Origin of the sequence: Burkholderia sp. IDO3 (assembly GCF_003366075.1) — a bacterium.
In the GTDB taxonomy this organism is placed as follows: domain Bacteria; phylum Pseudomonadota; class Gammaproteobacteria; order Burkholderiales; family Burkholderiaceae; genus Burkholderia; species Burkholderia anthina.
In genome coordinates, this window is record NZ_CP028962.1 from 1,164,152 (window position 1) to 1,187,618 (window position 23,467).

General features: G+C 68.8%; 20 protein-coding genes. 7 read left to right on the forward strand and 13 right to left on the reverse strand.

Going from position 1 to position 23,467, the window contains the following annotated elements; all coding sequences use genetic code 11:
- Position 1 precedes the first annotated feature (1 nt).
- From DCN14_RS05425 to DCN14_RS38595, 3 genes are all read right to left on the reverse strand, one after another.
- Complete coding sequence (locus tag DCN14_RS05425) at positions 2 to 730, reverse strand: aspartate/glutamate racemase family protein (protein WP_096503816.1); 729 nt, start codon at positions 728 to 730, stop codon at positions 2 to 4.
- 22 nt (positions 731 to 752) lie between these two features.
- Positions 753 to 2,285, reverse strand: coding sequence for an NCS1 family nucleobase:cation symporter-1 (locus DCN14_RS05430; RefSeq protein ID WP_096503814.1), 1,533 nt, complete (start codon positions 2,283 to 2,285; stop codon positions 753 to 755).
- 333 nt (positions 2,286 to 2,618) lie between these two features.
- Positions 2,619 to 2,951 (reverse strand): hypothetical protein, encoded by a 333-nt coding sequence (locus DCN14_RS38595; protein WP_240327273.1) that lies wholly within the window; start codon positions 2,949 to 2,951, stop codon positions 2,619 to 2,621.
- A 71-nt stretch (positions 2,952 to 3,022) separates the two neighbouring features.
- Between DCN14_RS38595 and DCN14_RS05445 the strand changes: the two genes are divergently transcribed.
- Entirely contained in the window at positions 3,023 to 3,571 is a 549-nt protein-coding gene (locus DCN14_RS05445) for a DUF3005 domain-containing protein (RefSeq protein ID WP_096503812.1), read from the forward strand.
- 48 nt (positions 3,572 to 3,619) lie between these two features.
- Here the strand turns inward: DCN14_RS05445 and DCN14_RS05450 are convergent, their stop codons facing one another.
- Both DCN14_RS05450 and DCN14_RS05455 read right to left on the reverse strand, forming a co-directional pair.
- A complete protein-coding gene (locus tag DCN14_RS05450) occupies positions 3,620 to 4,384 on the reverse strand; it encodes a DUF4397 domain-containing protein (RefSeq protein ID WP_096504127.1) in 765 nt (254 codons plus the stop codon).
- A 453-nt stretch (positions 4,385 to 4,837) separates the two neighbouring features.
- Entirely contained in the window at positions 4,838 to 6,145 is a 1,308-nt protein-coding gene (locus DCN14_RS05455) for an MFS transporter (RefSeq protein WP_096503810.1), read from the reverse strand.
- Between the two features lie 487 nt (positions 6,146 to 6,632).
- Between DCN14_RS05455 and DCN14_RS05460 the strand changes: the two genes are divergently transcribed.
- Positions 6,633 to 7,079 carry a MarR family winged helix-turn-helix transcriptional regulator gene (locus tag DCN14_RS05460; RefSeq protein WP_096503808.1) on the forward strand — a complete coding sequence of 149 codons (447 nt, stop codon included), beginning with the start codon at positions 6,633 to 6,635 and terminating at the stop codon, positions 7,077 to 7,079.
- 46 nt (positions 7,080 to 7,125) lie between these two features.
- Here DCN14_RS05460 and DCN14_RS05465 read toward each other — a convergent pair whose 3' ends face one another.
- The 5 genes from DCN14_RS05465 to DCN14_RS05485 form a co-directional block, all read right to left on the reverse strand.
- Positions 7,126 to 9,414 (reverse strand): molybdopterin cofactor-binding domain-containing protein, encoded by a 2,289-nt coding sequence (locus DCN14_RS05465; protein WP_096503806.1) that lies wholly within the window; start codon positions 9,412 to 9,414, stop codon positions 7,126 to 7,128.
- A gap of 177 nt (positions 9,415 to 9,591) precedes the next feature.
- Positions 9,592 to 10,239 carry an isochorismatase family protein gene (locus DCN14_RS05470; RefSeq protein ID WP_096503804.1) on the reverse strand — a complete coding sequence of 216 codons (648 nt, stop codon included), beginning with the start codon at positions 10,237 to 10,239 and terminating at the stop codon, positions 9,592 to 9,594.
- A 19-nt stretch (positions 10,240 to 10,258) separates the two neighbouring features.
- A complete protein-coding gene (locus tag DCN14_RS05475) occupies positions 10,259 to 11,299 on the reverse strand; it encodes a 2,5-dihydroxypyridine 5,6-dioxygenase (RefSeq protein ID WP_096503802.1) in 1,041 nt (346 codons plus the stop codon).
- Between the two features lie 44 nt (positions 11,300 to 11,343).
- Positions 11,344 to 12,174: an alpha/beta hydrolase gene (locus DCN14_RS05480; protein ID WP_096503800.1), complete on the reverse strand. Its 831-nt coding sequence runs from the start codon at positions 12,172 to 12,174 to the stop codon at positions 11,344 to 11,346.
- Positions 12,175 to 12,208: 34 nt separating this feature from the next.
- Positions 12,209 to 12,961, reverse strand: a complete 753-nt coding sequence (locus DCN14_RS05485; RefSeq protein WP_096503798.1) for an Asp/Glu racemase — start codon at positions 12,959 to 12,961, stop codon at positions 12,209 to 12,211.
- A gap of 298 nt (positions 12,962 to 13,259) precedes the next feature.
- Between DCN14_RS05485 and DCN14_RS05490 the strand changes: the two genes are divergently transcribed.
- From DCN14_RS05490 to DCN14_RS05510, 4 genes are all read left to right on the forward strand, one after another.
- A complete protein-coding gene (locus DCN14_RS05490) occupies positions 13,260 to 14,417 on the forward strand; it encodes an FAD-dependent monooxygenase (protein ID WP_096503796.1) in 1,158 nt (385 codons plus the stop codon).
- A 175-nt stretch (positions 14,418 to 14,592) separates the two neighbouring features.
- On the forward strand, positions 14,593 to 15,099 hold the full coding sequence (locus tag DCN14_RS05500; RefSeq protein WP_096503793.1) for a (2Fe-2S)-binding protein: 507 nt from the start codon (positions 14,593 to 14,595) through the stop codon (positions 15,097 to 15,099).
- Complete coding sequence (locus DCN14_RS05505) at positions 15,089 to 17,536, forward strand: cytochrome c (RefSeq protein ID WP_096503791.1); 2,448 nt, start codon at positions 15,089 to 15,091, stop codon at positions 17,534 to 17,536. The genes DCN14_RS05500 and DCN14_RS05505 overlap by 11 nt, the downstream gene beginning before the upstream one ends.
- A gap of 231 nt (positions 17,537 to 17,767) precedes the next feature.
- Positions 17,768 to 18,100, forward strand: a complete 333-nt coding sequence (locus tag DCN14_RS05510) for a hypothetical protein (protein WP_096503789.1) — start codon at positions 17,768 to 17,770, stop codon at positions 18,098 to 18,100.
- Between the two features lie 107 nt (positions 18,101 to 18,207).
- Here the strand turns inward: DCN14_RS05510 and mmsB are convergent, their stop codons facing one another.
- The 3 genes from mmsB to DCN14_RS05525 form a co-directional block, all read right to left on the reverse strand.
- Positions 18,208 to 19,098: a 3-hydroxyisobutyrate dehydrogenase gene (gene mmsB, locus DCN14_RS05515; RefSeq protein ID WP_115531367.1), complete on the reverse strand. Its 891-nt coding sequence runs from the start codon at positions 19,096 to 19,098 to the stop codon at positions 18,208 to 18,210.
- Positions 19,099 to 19,112: 14 nt separating this feature from the next.
- Positions 19,113 to 20,639 carry a CoA-acylating methylmalonate-semialdehyde dehydrogenase gene (locus DCN14_RS05520; RefSeq protein ID WP_096499298.1) on the reverse strand — a complete coding sequence of 509 codons (1,527 nt, stop codon included), beginning with the start codon at positions 20,637 to 20,639 and terminating at the stop codon, positions 19,113 to 19,115.
- 124 nt (positions 20,640 to 20,763) lie between these two features.
- On the reverse strand, positions 20,764 to 22,083 hold the full coding sequence (locus DCN14_RS05525; RefSeq protein WP_096499296.1) for an MFS transporter: 1,320 nt from the start codon (positions 22,081 to 22,083) through the stop codon (positions 20,764 to 20,766).
- A gap of 157 nt (positions 22,084 to 22,240) precedes the next feature.
- Between DCN14_RS05525 and DCN14_RS05530 the strand changes: the two genes are divergently transcribed.
- Positions 22,241 to 23,200: a LysR family transcriptional regulator gene (locus DCN14_RS05530; RefSeq protein ID WP_096499294.1), complete on the forward strand. Its 960-nt coding sequence runs from the start codon at positions 22,241 to 22,243 to the stop codon at positions 23,198 to 23,200.
- Positions 23,201 to 23,467 lie beyond the last annotated feature (267 nt).

Below are 23,467 nucleotides of genomic sequence, written 5' to 3' on the forward strand. Positions count from 1 at the left end.
GTCATTTGACGAAGGTGCCGGGCCAGCCGACGATCCGCTTCGGACGCGGCGGCGCGTACGTGCGGACCTTCGACGTCTTCAGCTTCAGGCGCACCAGCGATTCGGCGAGCGCGACCGCGGCCGACACGCCGTCAACCACTGGCACGCTCGTGCATTCCTCGATCTGCCGGTCGAGGCCGGCCATGCCGCCGCAGCCGAGGCAGATCACTTCGGCGCGATCGTCCTTCACCGCGCGCTGCGCCTCGCCGACGATCGATTCGATCGCACGCGCCGGATTCTCCTCGAGCTCGAGCACCGCGAGACCGCTCGCGCGCACCGACGCGCAGCGCGCATCGAGCCCGGCGAGCTTCAGGCGATCCTCGATCAGCGGCACCGTGCGGTCGAGCGTCGTGACGACGGAGTAGCGGTGGCCGAGCAGCATCGCGACGCTCGCGGCTGCTTCGGTGATATCGACGACGGGCACCGTCAGCAGTTCCTGCAAGCCTTCGCGGCCGTGCTCGCCGTAGCCGGCCTGGATCACCGCGTCATACGGTTCGTCGTAGCTCAACACGCGCTCCATCACGGCGATCGCCGCGAGGTAGCTCTCGAAGTTGCCTTCGACCGACTCCGCGCCGAAGCGCGGCGTCAGCCCGACGATCTCCGTGCCGGGGGAGGCCGCGGCCTGCGCTTGCGCGGCGATGGCGTCGGTGATCGATTCGGTCGTGTTGACGTTGACTACCAGGATTCTCATTGGGGAACTCCGTATGCATGCATCAGTGTTGGGCGCAGGCGACCGCGATGTGTTCGCCCGAGCGCTCCTCGTATTGCCGTTTGCGATCGGCCGTCAGCCAGTACACGCTGCCCGCGATGGCTGCGCCGAGCAGCCACGAGAACGGCGTCATCGCGCTGAAGGCCGGCACGACGGCGAGCGTGATCGAGATCAGCGCGGACGGCACGAGCGCCGCGAGCGCCTTGCGGTTCACGCCGCCCGTGTAGAAATACGCGCCGGTCGGCGCTTCGGTGTAGAGATCCGGCACGTTCACGCGCTGCTTGCGCACGAGCCAGTAGTCGACCGTGATGATCCCGTACAGCGGGCCGAGCAGCGCGCCCAGGCCGGACAGGAAGTAGACGATCACGATCGGGCTGTTGTACAGGTTCCACGGCAGGATCAGCACCGCGATCGTCGCGCTGATCAGGCCCGCGCGGCGGAACGACAGGCGGTGCGGCGCGAGGCTCGTCAGCACGAAGGCCGGCGCGACGAAGTTCGCCATGATGTTCACCGCGACCGTCACGATCAGGAAGGCGAGGCAGCCGAGCACGAGGAACAGCTTGTTCGGCACCGTCGCGATGATTTCCGTCGGGCTGTGGATGATGTGGCCGTTCAGCTTGAACTGCGCGCCCGCGAGCACGAAGCTGATCGTCGCGAACACCAGGATGTTGACCGGCAGGCCCCAGAAGTTGCCGATCTTCACCGTCTTCGCGCTCGGCGACGAGCGCGCGAAATCGCAGAAATTGAGCACCAGCGTGCCGTAGATCGCGAGCCACAGCGAGCCGCCCGCGAACACCTCGGTCCACATCTTCAGGCCGGTCATCGGCTTGCCGATCGACATCGCGAGATGGCCGCCCGTGCGGCTGAACATCCACGCGGCGAGCGACAGCGTCGTGACGAGGATCACCGGGCCGGCGAGCCCTTCGTACTTGCGGACCATTTCCATCCCGTACGTGAGGATGCCGATCTGTACGAGCCAGATCGCGACGAACGTGATCCAGCCGAGCGACGACAGCCCGAAGATCGCGTTCTGGTCGAACGCGGCGAGGCCCGGCCAGATCGCGGTGAGCAGCACGCGCAGCACGACCGACGCGAGATAGGTCTGGATGCCGAACCATGCGATCGCGATCACCGCGCGGATCATCGCGGGCAGCATCGCGCCGTAGATGCCGAAGCTCATCCGGCTGATCACCGGGAACGGCACGCCGGTCTTCTGGCCCATGTAGCCGGTGAGATTCATGAAGCTGTAGACGAGCACCGCGCCGATCGCGAGCGCGGCGAGCATCTGCCAGCCCGACAGGCCGAGCGCGAACAGGCCGATGGCGAACGAATAGTTCGCGATGTTGTGCACGTCGTTGGTCCACAGCGCAAAGATGCTGTAGCGGCCCCAGGTGCGGCCTTCGGCCTGGGTCGGCGCGAGGTCGGGGTTGTGCAGCCGCGGGCTCAGCGCGGGGTCGCGCGTGGCCGTATCGGTTCGATGCGATGCGTCGTCCGCGCCGAGCACGATGCCCGGGCCGTGGGTAGCTTCCAGTTGCACGCCTTGTCTCCTTCCATGTGCGGGGGCGCGAACCGGCAGCGTGTGCACGCAGCGCGGGCCCGGCCACCGTGGACGTTATGTCTCGGATTTGTTCGCGAGTATGGGCGGCGGCCACAACGATGGGAAATTAAATATTCGGTTGGGCGTCATTTGAAAAATGAATGGGGCGCGATCGCCGGCCGGCCGCCGCCGGAGGCACGCGAATTGCGGGTCGACGGGCTCCATCCACATCGACATCAGCGGAGGTGTCATGCAGCGATATTCCTTTCGTCACGTATCGCGAGCCGTCTTCGCCGGCATCCTGATCGCCGGCCTGGCGGCGGGGGCGGGCTGTCAGAAGAAGGGCGACAACGACACCGGCACCGGTGCGAGCTCCGACACGAGCGCCACGGGCGGCATGTCGGCCGCGCCGTCCACCGCGCCGTCGGGCACGCCCGGCAGCGGCGCGGCCGGCGCCGACACCGGGACGACCGGCGGCGACAGCGGCGCGAGCACGCCGGGTGCGGCTTCCGCACCGGCTGGCGCGAGCGGCGGCTGACCGTCAGGCGCAGGCGGCGCGCGCCGGGTGCGCGGCCGCCGCCTGCCGGGCGTCATGATGTCGTGCGGGCGCGGCACGTGCGCCGGGTGACGCGCGTGCGCGACGCGCCGTGCGTGAAAGATTTGCAAGGACCGTTGTAGCGATTCCCGGACCGGCGCCGTGCATCCCGCCGGCACACGCCGTCCGGAAAGGAGGTGCGATGCAGAACGCGGAATCGAACCCAACCCCGAAACAGCAGCGGGAACAGATCGAGCAAAGCCCGGTGAAGACGCCGGCGGCCGGCGGCATGCCGGATGCCGCGGCCCGGGCCGCCGAAGTCGCGAAGCGGCCGCAGACGCCCGAGACGATCGCGGCGAAAGCGCCGACCGGCCTGCCGCCGATCGACGTCGGTGCGCATGCGGTCGACAGCGGCGATCCGGTGCGCCGTGCGGCGGGCCGGATCGTGACGCTCGACAACGCGAACATGGCGATGACGGACAACACGGTCGACGTCGACGGCAAGGGCATGGAAGCGCGCACCGGCGCGACCGAATGGCACGACAACGTGATCTATTCGAACGCGTCGCTCGACGATGCGGTCGACACCCCGGACGAAGGGCTCGGCGGTATCGAGAGCCGTCCGTCCGGCAACCTGCCGCGGATCGCGACGCGCCCCGGCTGGCGCGTGAGTCATGTCGGCGACGTCGAGATCGAGCACGGCGACGGGACGCGCGCCGAGCATGTGATCCGCCTCGAGCGCGGCGACTGACGGGCGGATGGCGCGACGCTCCGCCGGGCGTCGGGCGCGCGGCGCCGCTTATTGCGGGCCGAGTTCCTGCGCGGAGGTGTCGGCGTCGTTGCCTTGCGCGACCAGCACGTGGACGTCGTTCGGCGTCACGTCGCCGATGCCGCCGGACGGAATCGTCACCAGCAGCCAGTCGGCGTTGTTGTTGAGCGCCACCGGCGCGGTCGTCAGGATCGGCGACTTGCTGCCGGCGGTCGTGACGATCACCTGGTAATTGCCGCCGTTCAGGTAGACGGAATCCTGGCCCGATGCGGGCGACGCGTTCTGATAGGCGGCGCCGGACAGCGTCGGGCTTTGCGTCGTGATGTCGGTGCCCGGCGGCACGACGTATACGTCGACGTTCTGCGCGTTCGGCGATGCGTTGAAGGTGCGCACGCGCGCCTTGTCGGACAGCAGGCCCTTGTCGTATGGATCGTCGATCACCGAGATCGGCGACGCGGTGCTCGGCAGCGCAATCGTGGTGTAGTGGTGGCCGTTCGCCGCGCTGAACGATTGCGATGCGATCGTCGTCGTCGTGCCCGATACGTCGTAGCTGGCGTTCTGCGTGCCGGAATCGACGTCGTGATAGCGCGTGACGCCCTTGTACGCGACGCCGGATGCGTCGACCTTCGCATTCAGGTAGTAGTCGAGGTTCGGGCCGGCCGGCACGGCGTTGATGAAGCGTGCCTGCGGCTTCGAGATCCCGAGCTCGGTGCCGACGTCGTTGCCGTCGCCGCCGCACGCGGTGAGCACGGAAATGACCGAGCACAGCGCCGCGATCGTTCGTATGGATTTCATTGTCGTCCTCTCGTTCAGGGGAGCCTGCTTGCGATGCGGGGTCGCCGCGCGAAGCGTTGCGCGGTGCGCAGCGCCGGTTGAAGGATGAATGCCGTCCGCCGGATGACGGGCGCGAGGATGTCGCAAGCGATGTGCCTGCATGGCGCGAAGCACGCGGGCGGCCGTGTGGCGGCGTGTGCGGCGGGGCGGGTTGTCAAATGCCGCGCGTGATCGTGCGCGTCGGGTCATGCGCTTGTAAAAAAGCGGCGTGGTGGCGTGTCCGCGCGCGACGTTCGCGGCAACGGCGTTTCAAACGCGATCGGTGTGCGTTGCGCAACCGGTGCGGCTGCTAAGAGAGGAGGCGGGTAGCGCTGCGCGTTCGGAAGTCGTTGCGTACGCATCGATACGGCGCGCATCTTCGGCAAACGGCAGAATCGCGCGCGACGACGTGGCGTCGCCGCGCGCGTTGGCACATCAGCGATTCACGAGCTTTGCCGGATACGCGAGCGCGAGTGCGCAGCCGACCAGCATGCAGGCGGCGAAGCCGTACAGCCCCGCGCTTTGCGAATGGAAGGTGTCGCGCAGCCAGCCGATGAAATAGGTGCTGCCGAATCCGCCGAGGTTCGCGATCGAGCACGCGAACGCGATCCCGCCGGCGGCAGCCGAGCCTTTCAGGAACGTGGACGGCAGCGCCCAGACGACCGGCATCGCGGCGGCGGCGCCCGCGTTGATCAGCGAGAACAGCAGCACGGTCGCGAGCGTGCCGTGCGACGACGCGGCCGCAAGCGCGAGCGCGACGGCCGACACCAGGAACGGCACGACGATATGCCAGCGGCGTTCGCGCGCGCGGTCGGAGCTCGCGCCGCAATACAGCGTCGCGAGCACGGCTACGGCGTTCGGGATCGCCATCAGCCAGCCGATGTGATACGCGTCCTTCACGCCGGTATCGCGCAGGATCGTCGGCAGCCAGAAACTCACCGCATACAGCCCCAGCAGCACGCACAGATCGATGAGGCCGAGCGCCCACACCTTCGGATCGGAGAACGCGCGGCCGAGTGCATGGCTCTTGTTGCCGGCCGGATCGGCGTCGAGGTTGTCGCGCAGCGCACGCTTTTCGTCGTCGTCGAGCCAGCGCGCGGTCTCGATGCTGTTGGGCAGCCAGCGCAGCACCGCGAAGCCGAGCAGGATCGACGGCAACGCCTCGAGCAGGAACAGCCACTGCCAGCCGCCGAGCCCGTGCGCGCCGTCGAACGCGCGCATGATCCAGCCGGAGATCGGGCTGCCGATCATGCTCGACAACGGCAGGCCGACCATGAACAGCGCGACGATCCGCGCGCGGCGCGCGTCGGGATACCACTGCGTCAGGTACAGCAGCACGCCGGGCAGGAAGCCGGCTTCGGCGGCACCAAGCAGGAAGCGCACGATGTAGAACTGCATCGGCGTCTGCACGAACATCGTCGCGCCGGACAGCAGGCCCCACGTGATCATGATCCGCGCGATCCACAGCTTCGCGCCGACGCGCTGCAGCACCAGGTTGCTCGGGACTTCGAACAGGATGTAGCCGCCGAAGAACAGGCCGGCGCCGAGCCCGTACACGGTATCGCTGAACTTCAGCGCATCGAGCATCTGCAGCTTCGCGAGGCCGATGTTGATGCGGTCGAGGTAGGCCGCGAAGTAGCACAGGCAAAAGAGGGTGATCAGGCGTAGCGTGACTTTGCGGTAGAGCATGCCGTGCTGCGCGTCGTCGGCGGAGACGGCGGTGCTCGGGTGTGCGGTAGACATGGGACTGCCCCTGTTCAAGTGTGACGGATGAGTGAGTGGCCGATCGACGCGAGCGAGCATCTCGCCGCGCGCTGGAGTCTGTATAGCACGCCAATTACATAGCGTACACACTAGAAAATACGGAATCGCACAGGCATGAAAACGGAGGCGTCATGGCCGACTAATGCGTGAAGAAAATCGCGCATTTTTCGAGGATTCCAGCGAATCAACGCGTGCATTTAAGCAGTTTTATAAAACGCCGAGGCGTGCGCCGAATTAGTGCGTATGCGCTCAAAAGCGCAGCGTATGCGCGCAAGCGATTCGACAGCCCGACAGCCTGCCATCCGGGCATGAACGGCAACGCCGACGGATCTTCGCGCAGGGTGCGCGAGCGGTGCGGCGAACCCTGATGCACCGCAACGAAGCGGCGCGCGCGCGGCCGATTGCGTCGATTTGAGGGTGTACACTCCTTACCTTTCCCATTCGTGCCGCGCGGGCTTTCACTTTCATGGCGTCTTCCAAGGATTCCTACGACTTTCACGACCAGGTCGGCCACTTGTTGCGCCGCGCATATCAGCGTCACGTTGCGATCTTTCAGGAAGCGATCCCCGATTCGGATCTGACGGCCGCCCAGTTCGTCGCGCTGTGCGCGGTCAAGGAAAAGCAGGCGTGTTCGCTGAACGACATCGTCAAGGCGACCGCGATCGACCAGGCGACGATCCGCGGCGTGGTCGACCGGTTGAAGGCGCGCGCGCTGATCGAAGTGCTGCCCGACCCGAACGACGGCCGCAAGCTGATCGTGCGCGCGACGGCGGCGGGCCACGCGCTGATCGACCGCACGGTGCCGTTCGCGCGGCAGGTGACGGAGCGCACGTACGGCCCGCTCAATCCGGGCGAGCGCGTCGCGCTGCAGTACCTGCTGCGCAAGATGATGGAGGCCGACGGCGATGCGTGATGCACGGCGCCGTCCGTCTATCGACGCAACCCGGCGCTATACGGCGCTATACGGCGCCCGCGACGGCAGGCGTTTCGGCGCCTTGAAGCCGGCCGGCCTCGCGTAGCGCGGCCCGCACCGTTTCGGGCGTGAACGGCGGCGCGTAGACGCGCACGCCGGTCGCATCGAACAGCGCATTCGCGACCGCGGCCGGCCCCGGCACCGATGCCGATTCGCCCGCGCCGAGCGGCGGCTCGCCTTGTCTGGGCATCAGTACGACGTCGACGTCCGGCACTTCGTCGAACGTCAGGATCGGATAACTCGCCCATTCGCGCGACGCGACCTTGCCGTCGGCGAACCGGACGCGCTCCTTCAGCGTGCGGCTCAATACCTGGATCACGTTGCCGTGGATCTGGTGGCGCACGCCGTCCGGATTGATCATCGTGCCGGTGTCCTGGCCGACCGTCACGCGCTCGATCCGGATTTCGCCCGACACGCGATCGACGCTCAGGTCGACGACCCATGCGGACCACGCCGCGCCGAAACCGGGGAAGCGACTGTGCACGTAGCGTGCATAGGCAATGCCGCGGCCGCGCACGACGCGCGCGCCATCGCGGCCATCCCGTTCCTTGTCGCGGCCTGCGCGCGGCGTCCAGCCCGCGCGCTCGGCCACGGCCCGCAGCAGTTCGATCGCACGTGTGTCCTGCAGATGGCGAATGCGGAACGCGAGCGGATCGATGCCGGCCAGCGCCGCGCATTCGTCGACGAACGCGTCGTGCGCGAACGAGTTCGGCAGCGCCGATACGCCGCGCAGCCACGACGCGCGCACGAGCGGCGCGAGATCCTCGCAGACGAAACGGCGATTCGGGCTTGCATAAGGCGACACGGCCGTCCGGTCGCCCATCTCGAACACGCGCGGCTCGGGTGCGATCGCGCCGGTCAGCAGCGTCGCGAGCAGCGGCGCGTCGTTCGACGGATAGCGCGTCGTGAAGTCGTAGCCGAGCAGGCGGCCGTCGCGCGTCACGGTGCCCGTCACCTGCATCAGCTGGCCGGCGCCCTTCGGTTCCCACAGATGTTCGTCCGCACGCGACAGTTGCACGCGCACCGGCCGGCCGACCGCGCGCGACAGCAGCAGCGCGTCGCCGCATACGTCGTCCGCGCCGTTGCGGCCGTAGCAGCCGGCCGCTTCCATCCGCACGATGTCGAAATCCGCTTCGTCGCGCGCCACGAGCGTCGCGAGGTCGTAGCGCAGCGACACCGGGTTCTGCGTGCCGGACCACACGGTGATCCGGCCGTCGCCCGGCGCGCGATAGTCGGCGAGCGCGCACGACGGGCCGATCGAGCCGTGCATCTGGAACGGCCACGCGTAGGTGCGCGACAGCGTGATCGTGCCGGGTTGCGTGCGCGCCGCCTCGACGCTGCCTTCGTCGAGCAGGACGCGACGTTGCGCGGGCGCGGCGGCGATCGCGGCGGCCGGCGCATCGAGCGACGGCAGCGCGGGGTGCGGTCGCCACGTGACGCGCAACTGACGCGCCGCGCGAATCGCATGTTCCTCGCGTTCGGCAACGACGCCGACGAAGTCCCCGATCGCGACGACGGCCACCAGCCCCGGAACGTCGGCGACCGACGCGCGATCGACGTCGACGAGCGACGTGCCGACGAACGCGCCGCTGTCGTGGCCCGCATACGGCGGCCGTACGACGCGGCCGTGCAGCATGCCCGGCACGCGCATGTCGTGCACGAACGTGAGCTGGCCGGTGGCCTTCGCGGGCACGTCGACGCGCGGCGACGACTTGCCGACGATCCGGTAGTGCGCGGGATCCTTCGTCCGCGCATTCAGGTCGAGCGTCAGCGCGATGCGGTGCGTGGCGACGAGCGCGGCGAATGTCGCGGTGCGTCCGTCGGCGGGAACCGAGATCGTCCCGTCTTCGGTGACGAGTTGCACGGCGTCGATGCCGAAGCGCTCGGCGGCCAGCGCCAGCAGCGCGTGCCGCGCCTGGGCGGCCGCGCAACGCAGCGGTGTGGCGGAAATCTGGATTGTCGCGCTCGCGATGGTCGGGCCCTGGTTCGGCGTCGCGGCCGTGTCGCCGAGCACCATCGTGACGCGCGCGGCCGGCACGTCGAGTTCCTCGGCGACGATCTGCGCGAGCGACGTACGGATGCCGGTGCCGAGGTCGACGTGTCCGTTGAAGGCGAGGATGCGTCCGTCGTCGAGGATTGCGACGAACACTTCGGGCAGCGCCGGTACGTACGACGACAGGCTGCCCGGCTGGCCGGGCGCCGGCTTCACGGGCGGCGCGGGCGGGCGGATCACGGTCAGGCAGCCGCCGCGCGCAAGCAGTTCGAAGCGATTCACGGATGAAGAGTCCTGTCGGGAAGGGCGCGGCCGGCGAACGGTCGCGGCGGGTGCGGCGCGCGTGCGCCGCCGGCCGCGCACGCGTCGAATCTAGGCCGCCAAAACCGCAGCGTCAATCGCGCGCGGGCGCACCGGCGCGGCCGGCGCCCGCGCTGCGCGACGGCTCGTGACGATAGCTCAGCGCGCGTGCGCGGCGTCGACCGCCGCGATCGCATCGTCGAGCGGCATCACGGCCGCATATTTTTGCTGCATGTCGAACAGGTTCGCATCGTGCGGCGCGATCGCGCGATCGCCGACGCAATCAGCGAGCACCAGCGGACGGAACCCGTGCGACATCGCGTCGACCACGCTCGCGCGCACGCAGCCGCTCGTCACCGCGCCCGCGACGAGCAGCGTCTGCACCGCGCGCTGCGCGAGCCACGGCGCCAGTTGCGTGCCGAAGAACGCGGACGGCACGGTCTTGCGCACGACGAGTTCGCCGGCAGCGGGCGTGAGCTCGGGCACGATCGCGCTGTTCGGATGATGCTCGGTCAGCGTTGCCATGCCGGGCACCTTCAGCGAAAACACGTTGTCGTCGCTGCCGTCGTCCGCGTACACGATGCGGCTGTGCGCGACGGGCCAGCCGCGTTCGCGCGCGAGCGCGAGCGCCCGCGTCGTGCGCGCGATCGCCGGCGCGATGTTGCCGCCGCCGAACGTCACGGGATCGGCGAAGCCGACCACGAAGTCGACGATCAGCAGTCCGATGTTGCCGTGCGGCGGCAGCGGCGTGCCGAAACCCTGCTGGCGATAGACGCCCGCTTCGGCGTGATGGGAAAGATCGGTCATGGTGTCGGGTACTCGTCGGTCAGGCGGGTTGATCGATCACGCGGCCGTCGCGCACGACGGTCTCGCCGTCGAGTTCGACCGTGCAGCGGCGCAGCGGAATGTCGATGTGACAGGTGGTGGTGCGGTTGCCGCCGCCTTCGTTGTTCGGCCCGAGCGAGAACAGGAAGTTGCCTTCGAATGCGCGCGCGTCCATGCCGATCGTCGCTTCGCGGTCGTACAGGCCGAGCGTCGACCAGCGCGCGCGCGGCTGCAGCCCCCAGCCGATGTGCGAGATCGCATAGCCTTCCGGGTCGGCGAAGGTTTCCATGTAGTCGCGCAGCAGGTCGGCGTCGACGCCGCCTTCGATGCGCGTCGCATAGCCGCCTTCGACGGTCAGCGCGATCGGCTCGCTCACGTAGTGCTTCTGCGGCAGCAGGATGTCGCCGCGATCGATCACGATCGTGCCGCGCGCGGTGCGGTCGTTCGGGTAGGTCAGCGCGAAGCCGCTCGGCCAGTGATCCCAGCGGCCCGGCGCGTCGACGAAGCCGTATTCGGCGGTCGGCGGAAAGTCGCCGAGCGGACACGCGAGCGCGGTGCCGGCCGCGGAGGTCACGCGCATCTCGCGCGCGGCGGCGATCTTCTTGGCGGCGCCGAGCACGCGCGTGCGGTCGGCCAGCGTGGGCACCATCCGCACCAGCACTTCGGGCGGCTCGACCGCGAGCAGGATCTTCGTGCCGGACTTCAGGATGTCGTGCTGCTCGGGCGAGAACAGCAGCGTCATCAGGTCGAGCACGAGGTCGCTCTCGCGCAGCGCGGCGATCGCGGCGCGGTTGCCGGTCAGCGGCGTCGTGCCGAGATACGCGAGCGGGTCGCGGCTGAACGCCTTCTCGCCGTTCACCGGCGGCAGGTCGAGGCGGTTGACGATCGCGCCCATCGATTGCGTCGCGATCAGCGCGCACGACAGCGTTTGCGGATGCGTGGCCGCGCTCGTCAGGATCGTGACGGTCTGGCCGGGTTCGAGGCGCGACAGCGTGAGCACCTGCTTCCACGCGTCGATCAGTTGGGTGTCGCTGACTGGCATCGTCGGCTCCGGTAAAGGCGTGAAGGAAAGAGTGGGCGACGCGCTCAGGCCGCGAGCGGCGCGCCGAGGAAGTCGCCGAACGCGGCGTAGAAGCCCGCCGCGTTGTCCCACGGAATCATGTGGCCCGCGTCGGGCACGCGCACGTGTCGCATCGACGGCGTGGCGCGCTGCAGTTCCGCGACGTCGTCGTCGCGCACCACGTCGCCGCGCCCGGCCGTGATCAGCAGCGACGGCACGGTCAGCCGCGCGGCGTCCGCGTGGAAATCGTCGGCATGGAAGCTCTCGTACGTCGCGCGCACCGCGCGCTCGTCGCAGGTGTGCAGCCATTCGGCGCGCAGTTGCAGCTCGGCATCGGTCCAGGTCGGGCAGAACGCGCGCATCCCTTCGGCGTCGGTGCCGGCGCGCGCGAGCGCCATCGAGTCGATGTACCACGGCAGCTTGCCCGGATAGTCGCGGCGGTTCGGGCCTGACACCGGCGGATCGACGAGCACGACCGATTCGAGCCCGCGGATGGCGCGCCGCGCCGCGCGGGCGGCGATCCGCGCGCCCATCGAATGGCCGACGAGGCTCGTGCGCGGCAGGCCGAGCGCGGCAACCAGCGCCGCGATGTCGTCGGCCTGCGCGTCGAGACCGTAGTCGAGCGTCGACGACGCCTCGGACAGCCCGCGGCCGCGCACGTCGAGCACGTAGGTGTCGAACGCCGCGCCGAACACTTCGCCGACGAAGCCCCACGTGATCGCGGGGCTCGTGATGCCGGGGATCAGCACGACCGCCGGACGCGACGCGCGCGCACCGGCGGTGCCGCCGTAGCGCAGGTAGTGCTGGCGGATGCCGTTGGCGTGGACATTCGCGCCGTACAGGAAAGTTGAAGACATGAAAAAGCTCCGTCGAAAGGGCGGCAACCCGTAATCAGTACGCGCCGGACAGCAGGGCGCCGGCGCCCGGCACGACCGGTTCGAGATCAAGTTCGCGCAGCATCGCGTAGGTGGTCGCGATCGCGGCCGTGATCACCGGCTTGCCCGTCATCGCCTCGACCTTCGCGACGGCCGGCAGCGACGGCATCTGTACGCAGGCGGACAGCACGATCGCATCGGCGTCCTGGTACGGCAGCGTCTTCACGATGTCGGGCAGGCGCGCCGGGTCGTGACGGCCGACGTCGAGGTTGTCCGGAATTTCCAGCGCGCGGTACGCGATCACGTCGTAGCCTTCGTTGCGGATGTAGTCGACCACCAGCTCGGTCAGCGGCACCATGTACGGCGCGACCACCACGATGCGCTTCGCGCCGATCACCTTCAGTGCGTCGACGAGCGCGCCGGCGCTGGTGATGACGGGGGCGTCGCCGCCGTTCTCCTGCGTGCGCTCGCGCAGACGCTTCTGCGACACGCGGTGATAGCCGTGGCCCATCGCCATGATCGCGACGAGGCACGCATAGCCGAGCACGTCGACGCGCGCATCGCTCAGCTCCATCGCGCAGCGGTCGGATTCGGCATCCATCGCCGCCAGCTCTTCCTTGACGACCTTCTTCATCCGCATCCGGCTCGAGTGATACGTGAAGCGTTCGGGCCGGATCGTTTCGCGCAACCGCAGCATCGCGGGAATCTCGGTTTCCATCGTCGTGTTGGAACTCGGCACGATCTGGCCGATGCGGTAGGTCTTGCTCATGACGGGAGGCTCCGTGTCGGTAAGGGTGGGGCGGCACGCGGATGCGGGGTCGCCTGATTTCGAGCAAAGTCTAGTGTGTACATTTGAAAATGGCAATGGATCAAAATGATTGCCGATCGATGCGGAGCGTTTGTGAGCGCGAGATATCTGGATTTTATTGGTGTTTTCCCGTATATCTCGGCCGTGCTCGACAATCCTCTTGTCGTGAATAAATTGAGTGTGTACGCTACATAAATGCCATTCAATCCGCCCGTTCTCGCACCGTGTTCGGCGACGGGCCCACGATCAGGAGATCCGCATGAGCAAACCCCGTATCGCAATCATCGGCGCCGGTCTCGGCGGCACGGCCGCGGCTGCACTGCTGCAGCGCGGCGGCTACGACGTCGCGTTGTACGAGCAGGCGCCGGCGTTCTCGCGCCTCGGCGCGGGGATTCATCTCGGCCCGAACGTGATGAAGATCATGCGGCGCATCGGCTGCGAGGACGCGCTGGAGACGATGGGTTCGCATCCGGATTTCTGGTACAGCCGCGACTGGCGGACGGCCGACGTGCTGTCGCAGATTCCGCTCGGCGACTACGCGCGCAAGACGTACGGCGCGAGCTACCTGACCGTGCATCGCGGCGATTTCCATGCATTGATGACGCAGGCGGTGACGCCCGGCACGATCCGCTTCGGCAAGCGGCTTGCTGCGGTGGAGGACACCGGCGGCGAGGTGCGCCTGACGTTCGCGGACGGCAGCGTCGAGACGGCCAACATCGTGATCGGCGCGGACGGCGTGAATTCGCGGATTCGCGAGCACCTGCTCGGCGCGGAGCCGCCGCGCTATACGGGCTACGTCGCGCATCGCGCGGTATTCCCCGCGTCGCTGCTCGGCAACAAGCCGTACGACATGTGCGTGAAGTGGTGGTCGGAGGATCGCCACATGATGGTCTACTACGTGACCGAGAAGCGCGACGAGTATTACTACGTGACCGGCGTGCCGCAGGCCGAGTGGCCGGAAGGCGTGTCGATGGTCGACAGCAGCCGCGACGAAATGCGCGAAGCGTTCGCGGGTTTTCATGCGGACATCCAGCACCTGATCGACGTGTCGCCGTCGATCACGAAGTGGCCGCTGCTCGAGCGCGATCCGCTGCCGCTGTGGAGCCGCGGCCGTCTCGTGCTGCTCGGCGATGCATGCCATCCGATGAAGCCGCACATGGCGCAGGGCGCCGCGATGGCGATCGAGGATGCCGCGATGCTCGCGCGCTGTCTCGACGAGGTCGGCATCGGCGATTACGCGGGCGCGTTCGCGCTGTACGAAGCGAATCGCGCGGCGCGTGCGTCGAAGGTGCAGCTCGTGTCGCACAACAACACGTGGCTGCGCACGAACGAGGATCCGGCGTGGGTGTTCGGCTACGACGTGTTCGGCGTGCCGCTGGAGTCGCCGTCGCGCAGCACCGTCGCGGCCGTCGCCTGACGCACGCGAGCCCGGCGCCGTGCGGCGCGCGGCCGTATCGCGGATCGTGCGGCGGTACGCGCGCATTTCGGCGTGTTATACGTGAGCAGCGTGCGTGACACCGGCCGTCGCGAGCCGGCGGCCATGCCTGCCGCCGGCCCGGCCCCGGCGCGCACGCTGCCTTCCGGATCCATTCATGTCCCATCCCGCTCCTTCGTCGCGGCCGCTCGCGTTTCGCGTGAACGGCGCGCCGCATACCTTCGACGATGCCGCGCCCGATGCGCCGCTGCTGCTGGTCCTGCGCAACGACTGCGCGCTCAACGGCCCGAAATACGGCTGCGGGTTCGGCCAGTGCGGCGCGTGCACCGTGCTCGTCGACGGACAGCCGACGCGCGCGTGCGTCGTGCCGGCCGCCGCGGCCAACGGGCGCGACGTGACGACGCTCGAAGGGCTCGGCTCGCGCGCTGCGCCGCATCCGATCCAGCGCGCGTTCATCGACGAGCAGGCCGCGCAATGCGGCTATTGCCTGAACGGGATGATCATGAGCACGAAGGCGCTGCTCGACCGCGATCCGTCGCCGGACGATGCGGCGATCCGCGCCGCGCTGCGCTTCAACCTGTGCCGCTGCGGCACGCATCTGGAGATCATTCGCGCGGTGCATCGGGCCGCGCGTTATCTGCGGGGCGACGGCGATGAAGCATGACCTCAGCCTGACCGCGCGGCCCGAACCAGACACGACACAGGGCGAGCCGCGCGGTGAAGTCGTCGCCGATTCCGCGCAGCGCGGGGGCGATGCGGCACGCACGCATCGCGCGCGCTACGAATGGCCGATCGGCGACACGCGCGCGCAGGCCTCGTTCAACGTCGAAACCCGAACCGCGCCCGACGGACGGATGACGACGTGGCGGTATCGCGCGCAAGCCGGCGCGACGCCGGATGCGCCACCCGCGGCAACGGACGGCGACGCATCCGCGCCGTCGTCACCATTCGTCTACCGGCATGCGCAGACGTCGATCGAAATGGCCGATGCCGATCACGCGATTCCCGGCCACGCACACGCATTCGCACGCGAATCCTTCGTCGACGAACTGGCCGGTACGCTGGGCCGCGATCCGGTCGCGCTGCGTTTGCAGCATCTCGATGCATCGCGCGATGCGGGGCCGCGCGAGATTATCCGGATGGTCAGCGAACGCGCCGCGTGGGGCGAACCGGCCGCAGCCGACGCGCAGGCGCGGGCGAATACGCGTGTCAGCGGCCGCGGCTTCGCATTCGACGGCGCCGGCACGCTCGCCGCGCCGCTCGACAGCGGGAAGCCGCCAGCCGATGCCGCGCACGAAAGCGACCCGCACTGGTCCGCGTGGGTCGTCGATCTCGACGTCGATCGCGCGACGGGCGACGTCGCGGTGCGGCGCGTGGTGGCGGGGCAGGGCGCGGGCGAACCGGGGCAGCCGTCGATGGCCGGTCTGCCCGCGTGGCAGATCGAGGCGGCGATCTCGCGCGTGATGGGCGCGCGGTTGTCCGCGCGTCCTGCGCATGACGAGACCGGCCACGGCATGCCGCCGGATACGATCGCGCATGAACTCGTCGCGTTCGATCCGGCGGCCGCCGGTGCCGATCGCGCGCAGCCGTTGTCGACCCGCGACGCGCAACGGATCGAGCAGGCGGCCGCGCCGGCCGCCGCCGCGATCGCGAACGCGCTGTACGACGCGACGGGCGTGCGATTTCGCGCGCCGCCGTTCGACGCCGCGCGCATTCGTGCGGCGCTGGCACGGCCGGTGCCGGCCGATCTCGCCGAAGGGCAGCCGGGCGCACCGCGCCGCCCGTCGCGCTGGCGCCGCTGGCTGGCCGGCGGCGGTGCGGGCGGCGTGGTCGGCGGGCTGATCGGGCTCGCCTGCGCGATCCTGCCGGGCCCCGCGCCGATCGCTCCGCTCGCGCCTGGCGGCGCGGACGGCGCGATGTGGAGCGCGGCGACGCTCGAGCGCGGCCGCCTGATCGCGCTCGCCGGCGATTGCGCGGTATGCCACACCGCGCCCGGCGGCGCGACCAATGCGGGCGGGCTCGCGCTCGACACGCCGTTCGGCACGATCTACACGACCAACCTCACGCCCGATCCGGAAACCGGCATCGGCGCATGGTCGTATCCGGCGTTCGCGCGCGCGATGCGCGAAGGCATCGGGCGCGACGGCACGCATCTGTACCCGGCATTCCCGTACACCGCGTTCGCGAAGATGAGCGAGCCCGACCTGCTCGCGCTCTATGCGTACCTGATGGCGCAGCCGGCGGTGAAGTACGCGCCGCCGAAGACGAAGCTGCCGTTTCCGCTCGACCAGCGGCGTCTCGTCGCCGGATGGAACTGGCTGTTTCACGACGCGCGGCCGTTCGCGCCGGATCCGGCGCGCTCCGCGATGTGGAATCGCGGCAAGTACCTGGTCGATGGGGCCGGCCATTGCGGCGCGTGCCACACGCCGCGCAACGCGCTCGGCGCGGAGAAGGGCGGGCGCGCGTATCTCGCGGGCGGCGAGGCGGAAGGCTGGATCGCGCCGCCGCTCGTCGCGTCGCCGGCCGCGCCGGTGCCGTGGACCGAAGGTGCGCTGTTCGACTATCTGCGCACGGGCTTCTCCGCCCAGCACGGCGTCGCGGCGGGGCCGATGGCGCCCGTCGTCGCGGGGCTCGCATCGTTGCCCGAATCCGACGTGCGGGCGATCTCGCACTATCTGGCGTCGCTGTCGCCGTCCGTCGATGCCGCCACGGCCGCGGATGCGGCGATCCGTCGCGCGCACGGCGCGGAAGCCGTCGCGACGCTCGGCCTCGAAAGCGGCCGCCGCGCGTTCGAGGCCGCATGCGCGGTCTGTCACGCGGAATCGGGCGGCGTCGGACATCTCGGCGTGCGTCCGTTGTTGGGGCTCAACACGAGCGTCAGCCAGGCCGCGCCCGACAATCTGCTGCGCGTGCTGCACAACGGGATCGACCAGCCGGCCACCGCCCAGCTCGGCTACATGCCGGGTTTTCGCGACGCATTCGACGACCGGCAGATGGCCGAGCTCGCCGCATACATCCGCGCGCGCTACGCGCCGGGGCAACCGGCGTGGCGCAATCTGGAGGACGCCTCGGCGAGGATCCGGCGCGAGGGCGCGCACTGACGAGGGCGGGCTCGACGCTCACGCTGGCCCGGCTTCGCGCGGCAGCCGGGAAAAGCGACGCCCCGGGCCGCGCACCATACCGCGCAGGCCGTAAATCTTGCCGAAGCGGGGTCATCGTTTAACCATTCGAAACAATGTGTTCACCGAAAGGGGCATGATCTCCTGCGATCGGACAGGCATACTGTCGCCTATGTTGCTCAATGCCGTCGAATCGACGGGCGCTTGCCCCCCATGTCCATCCCTGTCTCTTTTCGATCCCTGCGATGGTTGACCGTCGCGGCTGCCGTATGCTTGCTCGCCGCGTGTTCAACCGCATCCGACGTGACCGCGACGTCGAACCCGAACGTTTTCACCGTGACGACGCGCACGCTCGGCGTGTCGACGACGTGGGCCGACGCCCATGAAAAAGCCGTGAACGAAGCCACCAACTACTGTTCGCAGCGCGGGTTGCGCGCGAGCGTGAAGCAGGAGTCGGTGACCGGCGGCCGCCGTGTCGATGCGCGCTCCGAGCTTGCGTTCGAGTGCCATCCGACCTTCGAGACCGCGTCGAACCCGCGCGGGTAAGCGTCGATCGCGCGTTCGCGGCGCCCGCGCCCGCGTTCCTCCGGATGTGATTCGACCCGCGATGCCGTTGACGGGCATCGCGGGTCGGCGCACGTCCGTTTGCTGCGTTACGCGGGTTGTGCTTCGTACAGCTTCACGCACGCGGAGAAGTCCAGCGTGCCGAGCCCTTGCTGGCTCATCGATTGATAGAGCTGCTGCGCGAGCGCGCCCATCCACACCGGCTGCCGCGCGTTGCGTGCAGCTTCGGTGGCGAGCCCGAGATCCTTCAGCATCAGGTTCGCCGCGAAGCCGCCGGCATAGCCGCGCGCGGCGGGCGCCGCATCGTTCACGCCCGGGTACGGGTTGTACGTGTCCGAGCTCCAGCAGCGCCCGGTCGACGTGTTGATGATCCCGGCCAGCACCGAAGGCTCGATGCCGAGCGCCGCGCCGAGCGCCATCGCCTCCGACACGCCCATCATCGAGATCCCGAGCAGCAGGTTGTTGCAGATCTTCGCGATCTGCCCGGTGCCCGTGCCGCCGCAATGCACGACGTTCTTGCCCATGTCGAGCAGCACCGGGCGGATGCGCTCGAACAGCGCGTCGGGCGCACCGACCATGAAGGTCAGCGTGCCGGCCTGCGCGCCGCCGGTGCCGCCCGACACCGGCGCATCGGCGAGCGGGAAGTCGCGCTGCGCGGCCGCTTCGGCCACCGCGCGCACGGTGCCCGGATCGATCGTGCTGCAGTCGACGAACGTTGCGCCGGCGCGCGCGCCGGCCAGCACGCCGTCGTCGCCCAGGTAGACGGCGCGCACGTGCTGCGCGGCCGGCAGCATCGTGATGACCAGCGCGCCGCGCGCGGCCGCGTCGCGCGGCGAGGCGGCGGCCGTCGCGCCCGCGCGCACCGCGGCGTCGACCGCGTTCGCGTCGAGGTCGAACACCGTCAGTGCGTGGCCGGCCTTGAGCAGGTTGGCGGCCATGGGGCCGCCCATGTTGCCGAGTCCGATGAATGCGATTTCCATGTGCGGGCCCTCGCTCAGCGCAGCGCGATCGTCGTGTTCACGCCGCCGGCCGTCGCGTCGTCGTCGAACCAGCGCGCGGTGACCGTCTTCGTCTGCGTGTAGAACTGCACGACCTGCTTGCCGTACGGGCCGAGATCGCCGAGCTTCGAGCCGCGCGAACCGGTGAAGCTGAAGTAGGGGACCGGCACCGGGATCGGGATGTTGATGCCGACCTGGCCGATGTCGATCTCGCTCTGGAACTTGCGCGCGGCCGCGCCGCTTTGCGTGAACAGCCCCACGCCGTTGCCCATCGGGTTCGCGTTGACGAGCGCGATCGCTTCGTCGAGCGTATCCGCTTCGAGCACGACCACCACCGGCCCGAAGATTTCTTCCTGGTAGATCGACATGTCGGTCGTCACGCCCGAGAAGATCGTCGGGCCGACGAAGTTGCCCTGCTCGTAGCCCGGCACCTTCACGTCGCGGCCGTCGAGCAGCAGCGTCGCGCCTTCCTTCACGCCCGCGTCGATCAGCGACAGGATGCGTGCCTTCGCGGCCTTCGACACGACCGGACCGACGTCCGTGCCGGCTTCGGCGCCGGCGTTGACCTTCAGCGCCTTCGCCTTCTCGACGAGATCGGGCAGCCAGTCGCGCGCCTGGCCGACGAGCACGACGACCGACGTCGCCATGCAGCGCTGGCCGGCCGCGCCGAAGCCGGCGCCCACCAGCGCATTGATCGACTGCTCGCGATGCGCATCCGGCAGCACGACGGCGTGGTTCTTCGCGCCCATCATCGACTGCACGCGCTTGCCGTGCTGGCTGCCGAGGTTGTACACGTGCGTGCCGACGCGCGTCGAGCCGACGAACGAGATCGCCTTGATGTCCGGATGCGTGCAGAGACGGTCGACCACCGTCTTGCCGCCGTGCACGACGTTCAGCACGCCCTGCGGCACGCCGGCCTCGATCGCGAGTTCGACGAGCTGCATCGTCGACAGCGGATCCTGCTCGGACGGCTTCAGCACGAACGTGTTGCCGCACACGATCGCCATCGGGAACATCCACAGCGGAATCATCCCGGGGAAGTTGAACGGCGTGATGCCCGCGCATACGCCGATCGGCTGGCGCAGCGTGTAGGTGTCGACGCCGCCCGCGACGTTCTCCGCGAATTCGCCTTGCTGCAGCGTGCCGATCGAGCACGCATGCTCGACCACTTCGAGGCCGCGGAAGATGTCGCCCTGCGCGTCGGGCAACGTCTTGCCTTGCTCGGCCGTCAGCGTTTTCGCGATCCGTTCGAGATTGCGGCGCACCAGATCCTGGAACTTCAGCATGATGCGCAGGCGCGCGCCGATCGGCGTCGTCTTCCAGGTCTGGAACGCGCGCTGCGCGGAGGCGATCGCGGCATCGACCTCGTCGAGCGTGGCGTACGGCACGCGGCCGATCACTTCCTGCGTCGCGGGGTTCACGATGTCGCCCCATTCGGCGCTTTGCGATTCGACGAACGCGCCGTCGATCAGCAGCTTGGCGGTGGGCAGGGCGAGGGTGGTCTGGGGAACTGCGGCGTTCATGGAACTCTCCGGGAAACGGTGGTGCGAAGAAAAAGGGTGGTCTGCGTCCGTCGCGCGTGCGGCCACGGCGGACGGCAGGTCGAACTGGAATCGGGGCGATGCGGGCTGGTGCGGGGCGGGTTGCTTACGGACGCGCCGGCCGCATCAATGCGGTACACGCGAGCGCGAACACGCCGAAGCCGACGAGGTACGCGATCACGTAATGGGGCTGGCCGCCGCCGACCTTGAGCAGCGACGTCGCGATCATCGGCGCGAAACCGCCGCCGATCACGCCGGCCAACTGCACCGACAGCGAGATGCCGCTGTAGCGGATTTCCGCCGGGAACTGCTGCGCGAACAGCAGCGACTCGGGCGCATAGAGAATCGGGAACACGACGCCGAGGCCGAGCACGATCGCCCACCACGCGTACGACGTCTGCTGCGTGCCGAGCATCATGAAGAACGGCGCGGCGAACGCGCACATCAGCACGAGGCCGATCGCGAACATCCGGCGCTGGCCGATCTTGTCGCTCAGGTGGCCGCACAGCGGCATCGTGACGAGCGACAGCACCGCGCCGGCCGTGATCGCGTGCAGCATCTCGGCCTTCGGCAGATGCAGCTGCTGCGTCGCATAGGCGAGCGCGAACGTGACGACCATGTAGAACCACGTGTTCTCGGCGGCGCGCGCGCCGACGATCGTCAGCACCTCGCGCGGATGGCGGCGCAGCGCGGCCGTCACCGGCGACTTCTCCGCCTTGCCCTGCTTGCGGACCTTCTCGAAGTCGGGCGACTCCGGCACCTTCGCGCGGATGAACCAGCCGAGGCCGACCAGCACGATGCTCGCGAGGAACGGCACGCGCCAGCCCCACGACAGCATGTCGGCGTCGGGCAGCGCGGCGACTGCGGCCATCGCGACCGACGACAGGATCAGGCCGAGCCCGACGCCCGTCTGCGGCAGGCTGCCGAACAGCCCCTTGCGGCCCTTCGGCGCATGCTCGACGGCCATCAGCACCGCGCCGCCCCATTCGCCGCCGACCGCCATCCCTTGCAGGAAGCGCATCGCGATCAGCAGCGCGGCGGCCCAGTAGCCGATGCTGTCGTAAGACGGAATCAGCCCGATCACCATGCTCGGCACGCCCATCAGCAGCAGCGTGATCATCAGCATCGACTTGCGGCCGATGCGGTCGCCGAAGTGGCCGAACACGATGCCGCCCATCGGCCGGCCGATGAAGCCGACCGCGAACGTGCCGAACGCGGCGAGCGTGCCGACGACCGGGTCGAGCGACGGGAAGAAGATGCGGTTGAACACGAGCGCGGCGGCGGTGCCGTAGAGGAAGAAGTCGTACCACTCGATCGTGGTGCCGGCCATGCTGGCCCAGCCGGCCAGCAGGTAGTGCTTCGCGGTGCGGGCGGGTGCCGGCGCCGCGGCGGTTGCATGCTCATCGAGGGTGGATCGGGTCTGCATGGTGTCTCCGGTTTTATTGCCCGCGGCTCATGGTCCTCAGGTCACGGTCGAGTATAGTTATGCGCGGATCCATGATGTACCGACAAGAAAACCGGTTGGATGTGCATTTATGCATATCGACGGCCGGCCCGGAGACATAGCCCTTTTTCCCTCGCCGATGCGACACGCCACCGAGCCGGTTTCCGGCAACCTGAACTGGGACGACCTGCGTTTCTTCCTCGAAGTCGCGCGCACGCAGCGTGCGAGCGGCGCGGCGAAGCGGCTCGGCGTCGACTACACGACCGTCGCGCGGCGCATTCGCGCGCTCGAAACCGCGATGGGCACGCTGCTGTTCGACAAGTCGCGCTCCGGCGGCTTCACGCTGACGGCCGAGGGCCAGCGGCTCGTCGCGTATGCCGATGCGATGGAGACGACCGTGCAGTCCGCATGCGACCAGGTCGCGAATACCGGCGAGGCGCTGTCGGGCCATGTGCGGATCGGGTCGACCGAAGGGTTCGGCTGCTTTTTCCTCGCGCCGCAGCTCGCGCGGTTTCGCGTCGCGCATCCGCATGTGACGGTCGATCTGCTGCCCGTTCCGCATTTCGTCAACCTGCCCAAGCGCGAGGCCGATCTCGCGATCACGCTCGAGCGGCCCGAGCGCGGGCCTTACGTGGTCACGAAGCTGTGCGACTACCAGCTGCGGCTTTATGCGACCCGCGACTATCTCGCGAACCATCCTCCGATCACGTGCACCGACGATCTCGCGCGGCACGCGTTCATCAGCTACGTCGACGATCTCGCGTTCAGCAGCGAGCTGCTGTATCTGGAGCGCGCGGTGCCGGGTGCGACGGCCGGGCTGCGTACGACGAGCGTGATCGCGCAGGTGTTCGCGGCGCTGCAGGGCGGCGCGCTCGCGATCCTGCCGTGCTTCATGGCGGCTACGCAGCCGGCGCTGGTGCCGGTGCTGCCGGACGACGTGGTCGTCACGCGCTGCTTCTGGCTGACCTGTCGCGAGGATCTGCGCAAGCTGCGGCGCGTGACGGCGCTGTGGGATTACCTGCGCGCGGCGGCGGACGCGAATCGCGCGTTGCTGATGGGGGAGTCGGGGCGGTTGCGATTCATTGGGGGTCCTGAATAGCGTGTGGGGCGGTCGATGTGGATGACGCAGAGCGCGGCGGGTGAAGCTGCGCGCGATACGCAGGTAGCGTGAAAAAAATTGGGTTCTTCGTGAAGTTCCGTGGGCGTCGGTTGTCGACCCAATTCGGTCATCCGCGACCTGCGCAAACTACTGACCGGGATTGACCTGACAACAGTCCGTGAAAAAGTGCGTCTTAATTTCCTGGACCACCGGATGATTCTTGGACCGTAGTCCAGACATCTTTCATGTAAATTATCCAAAGCTGAC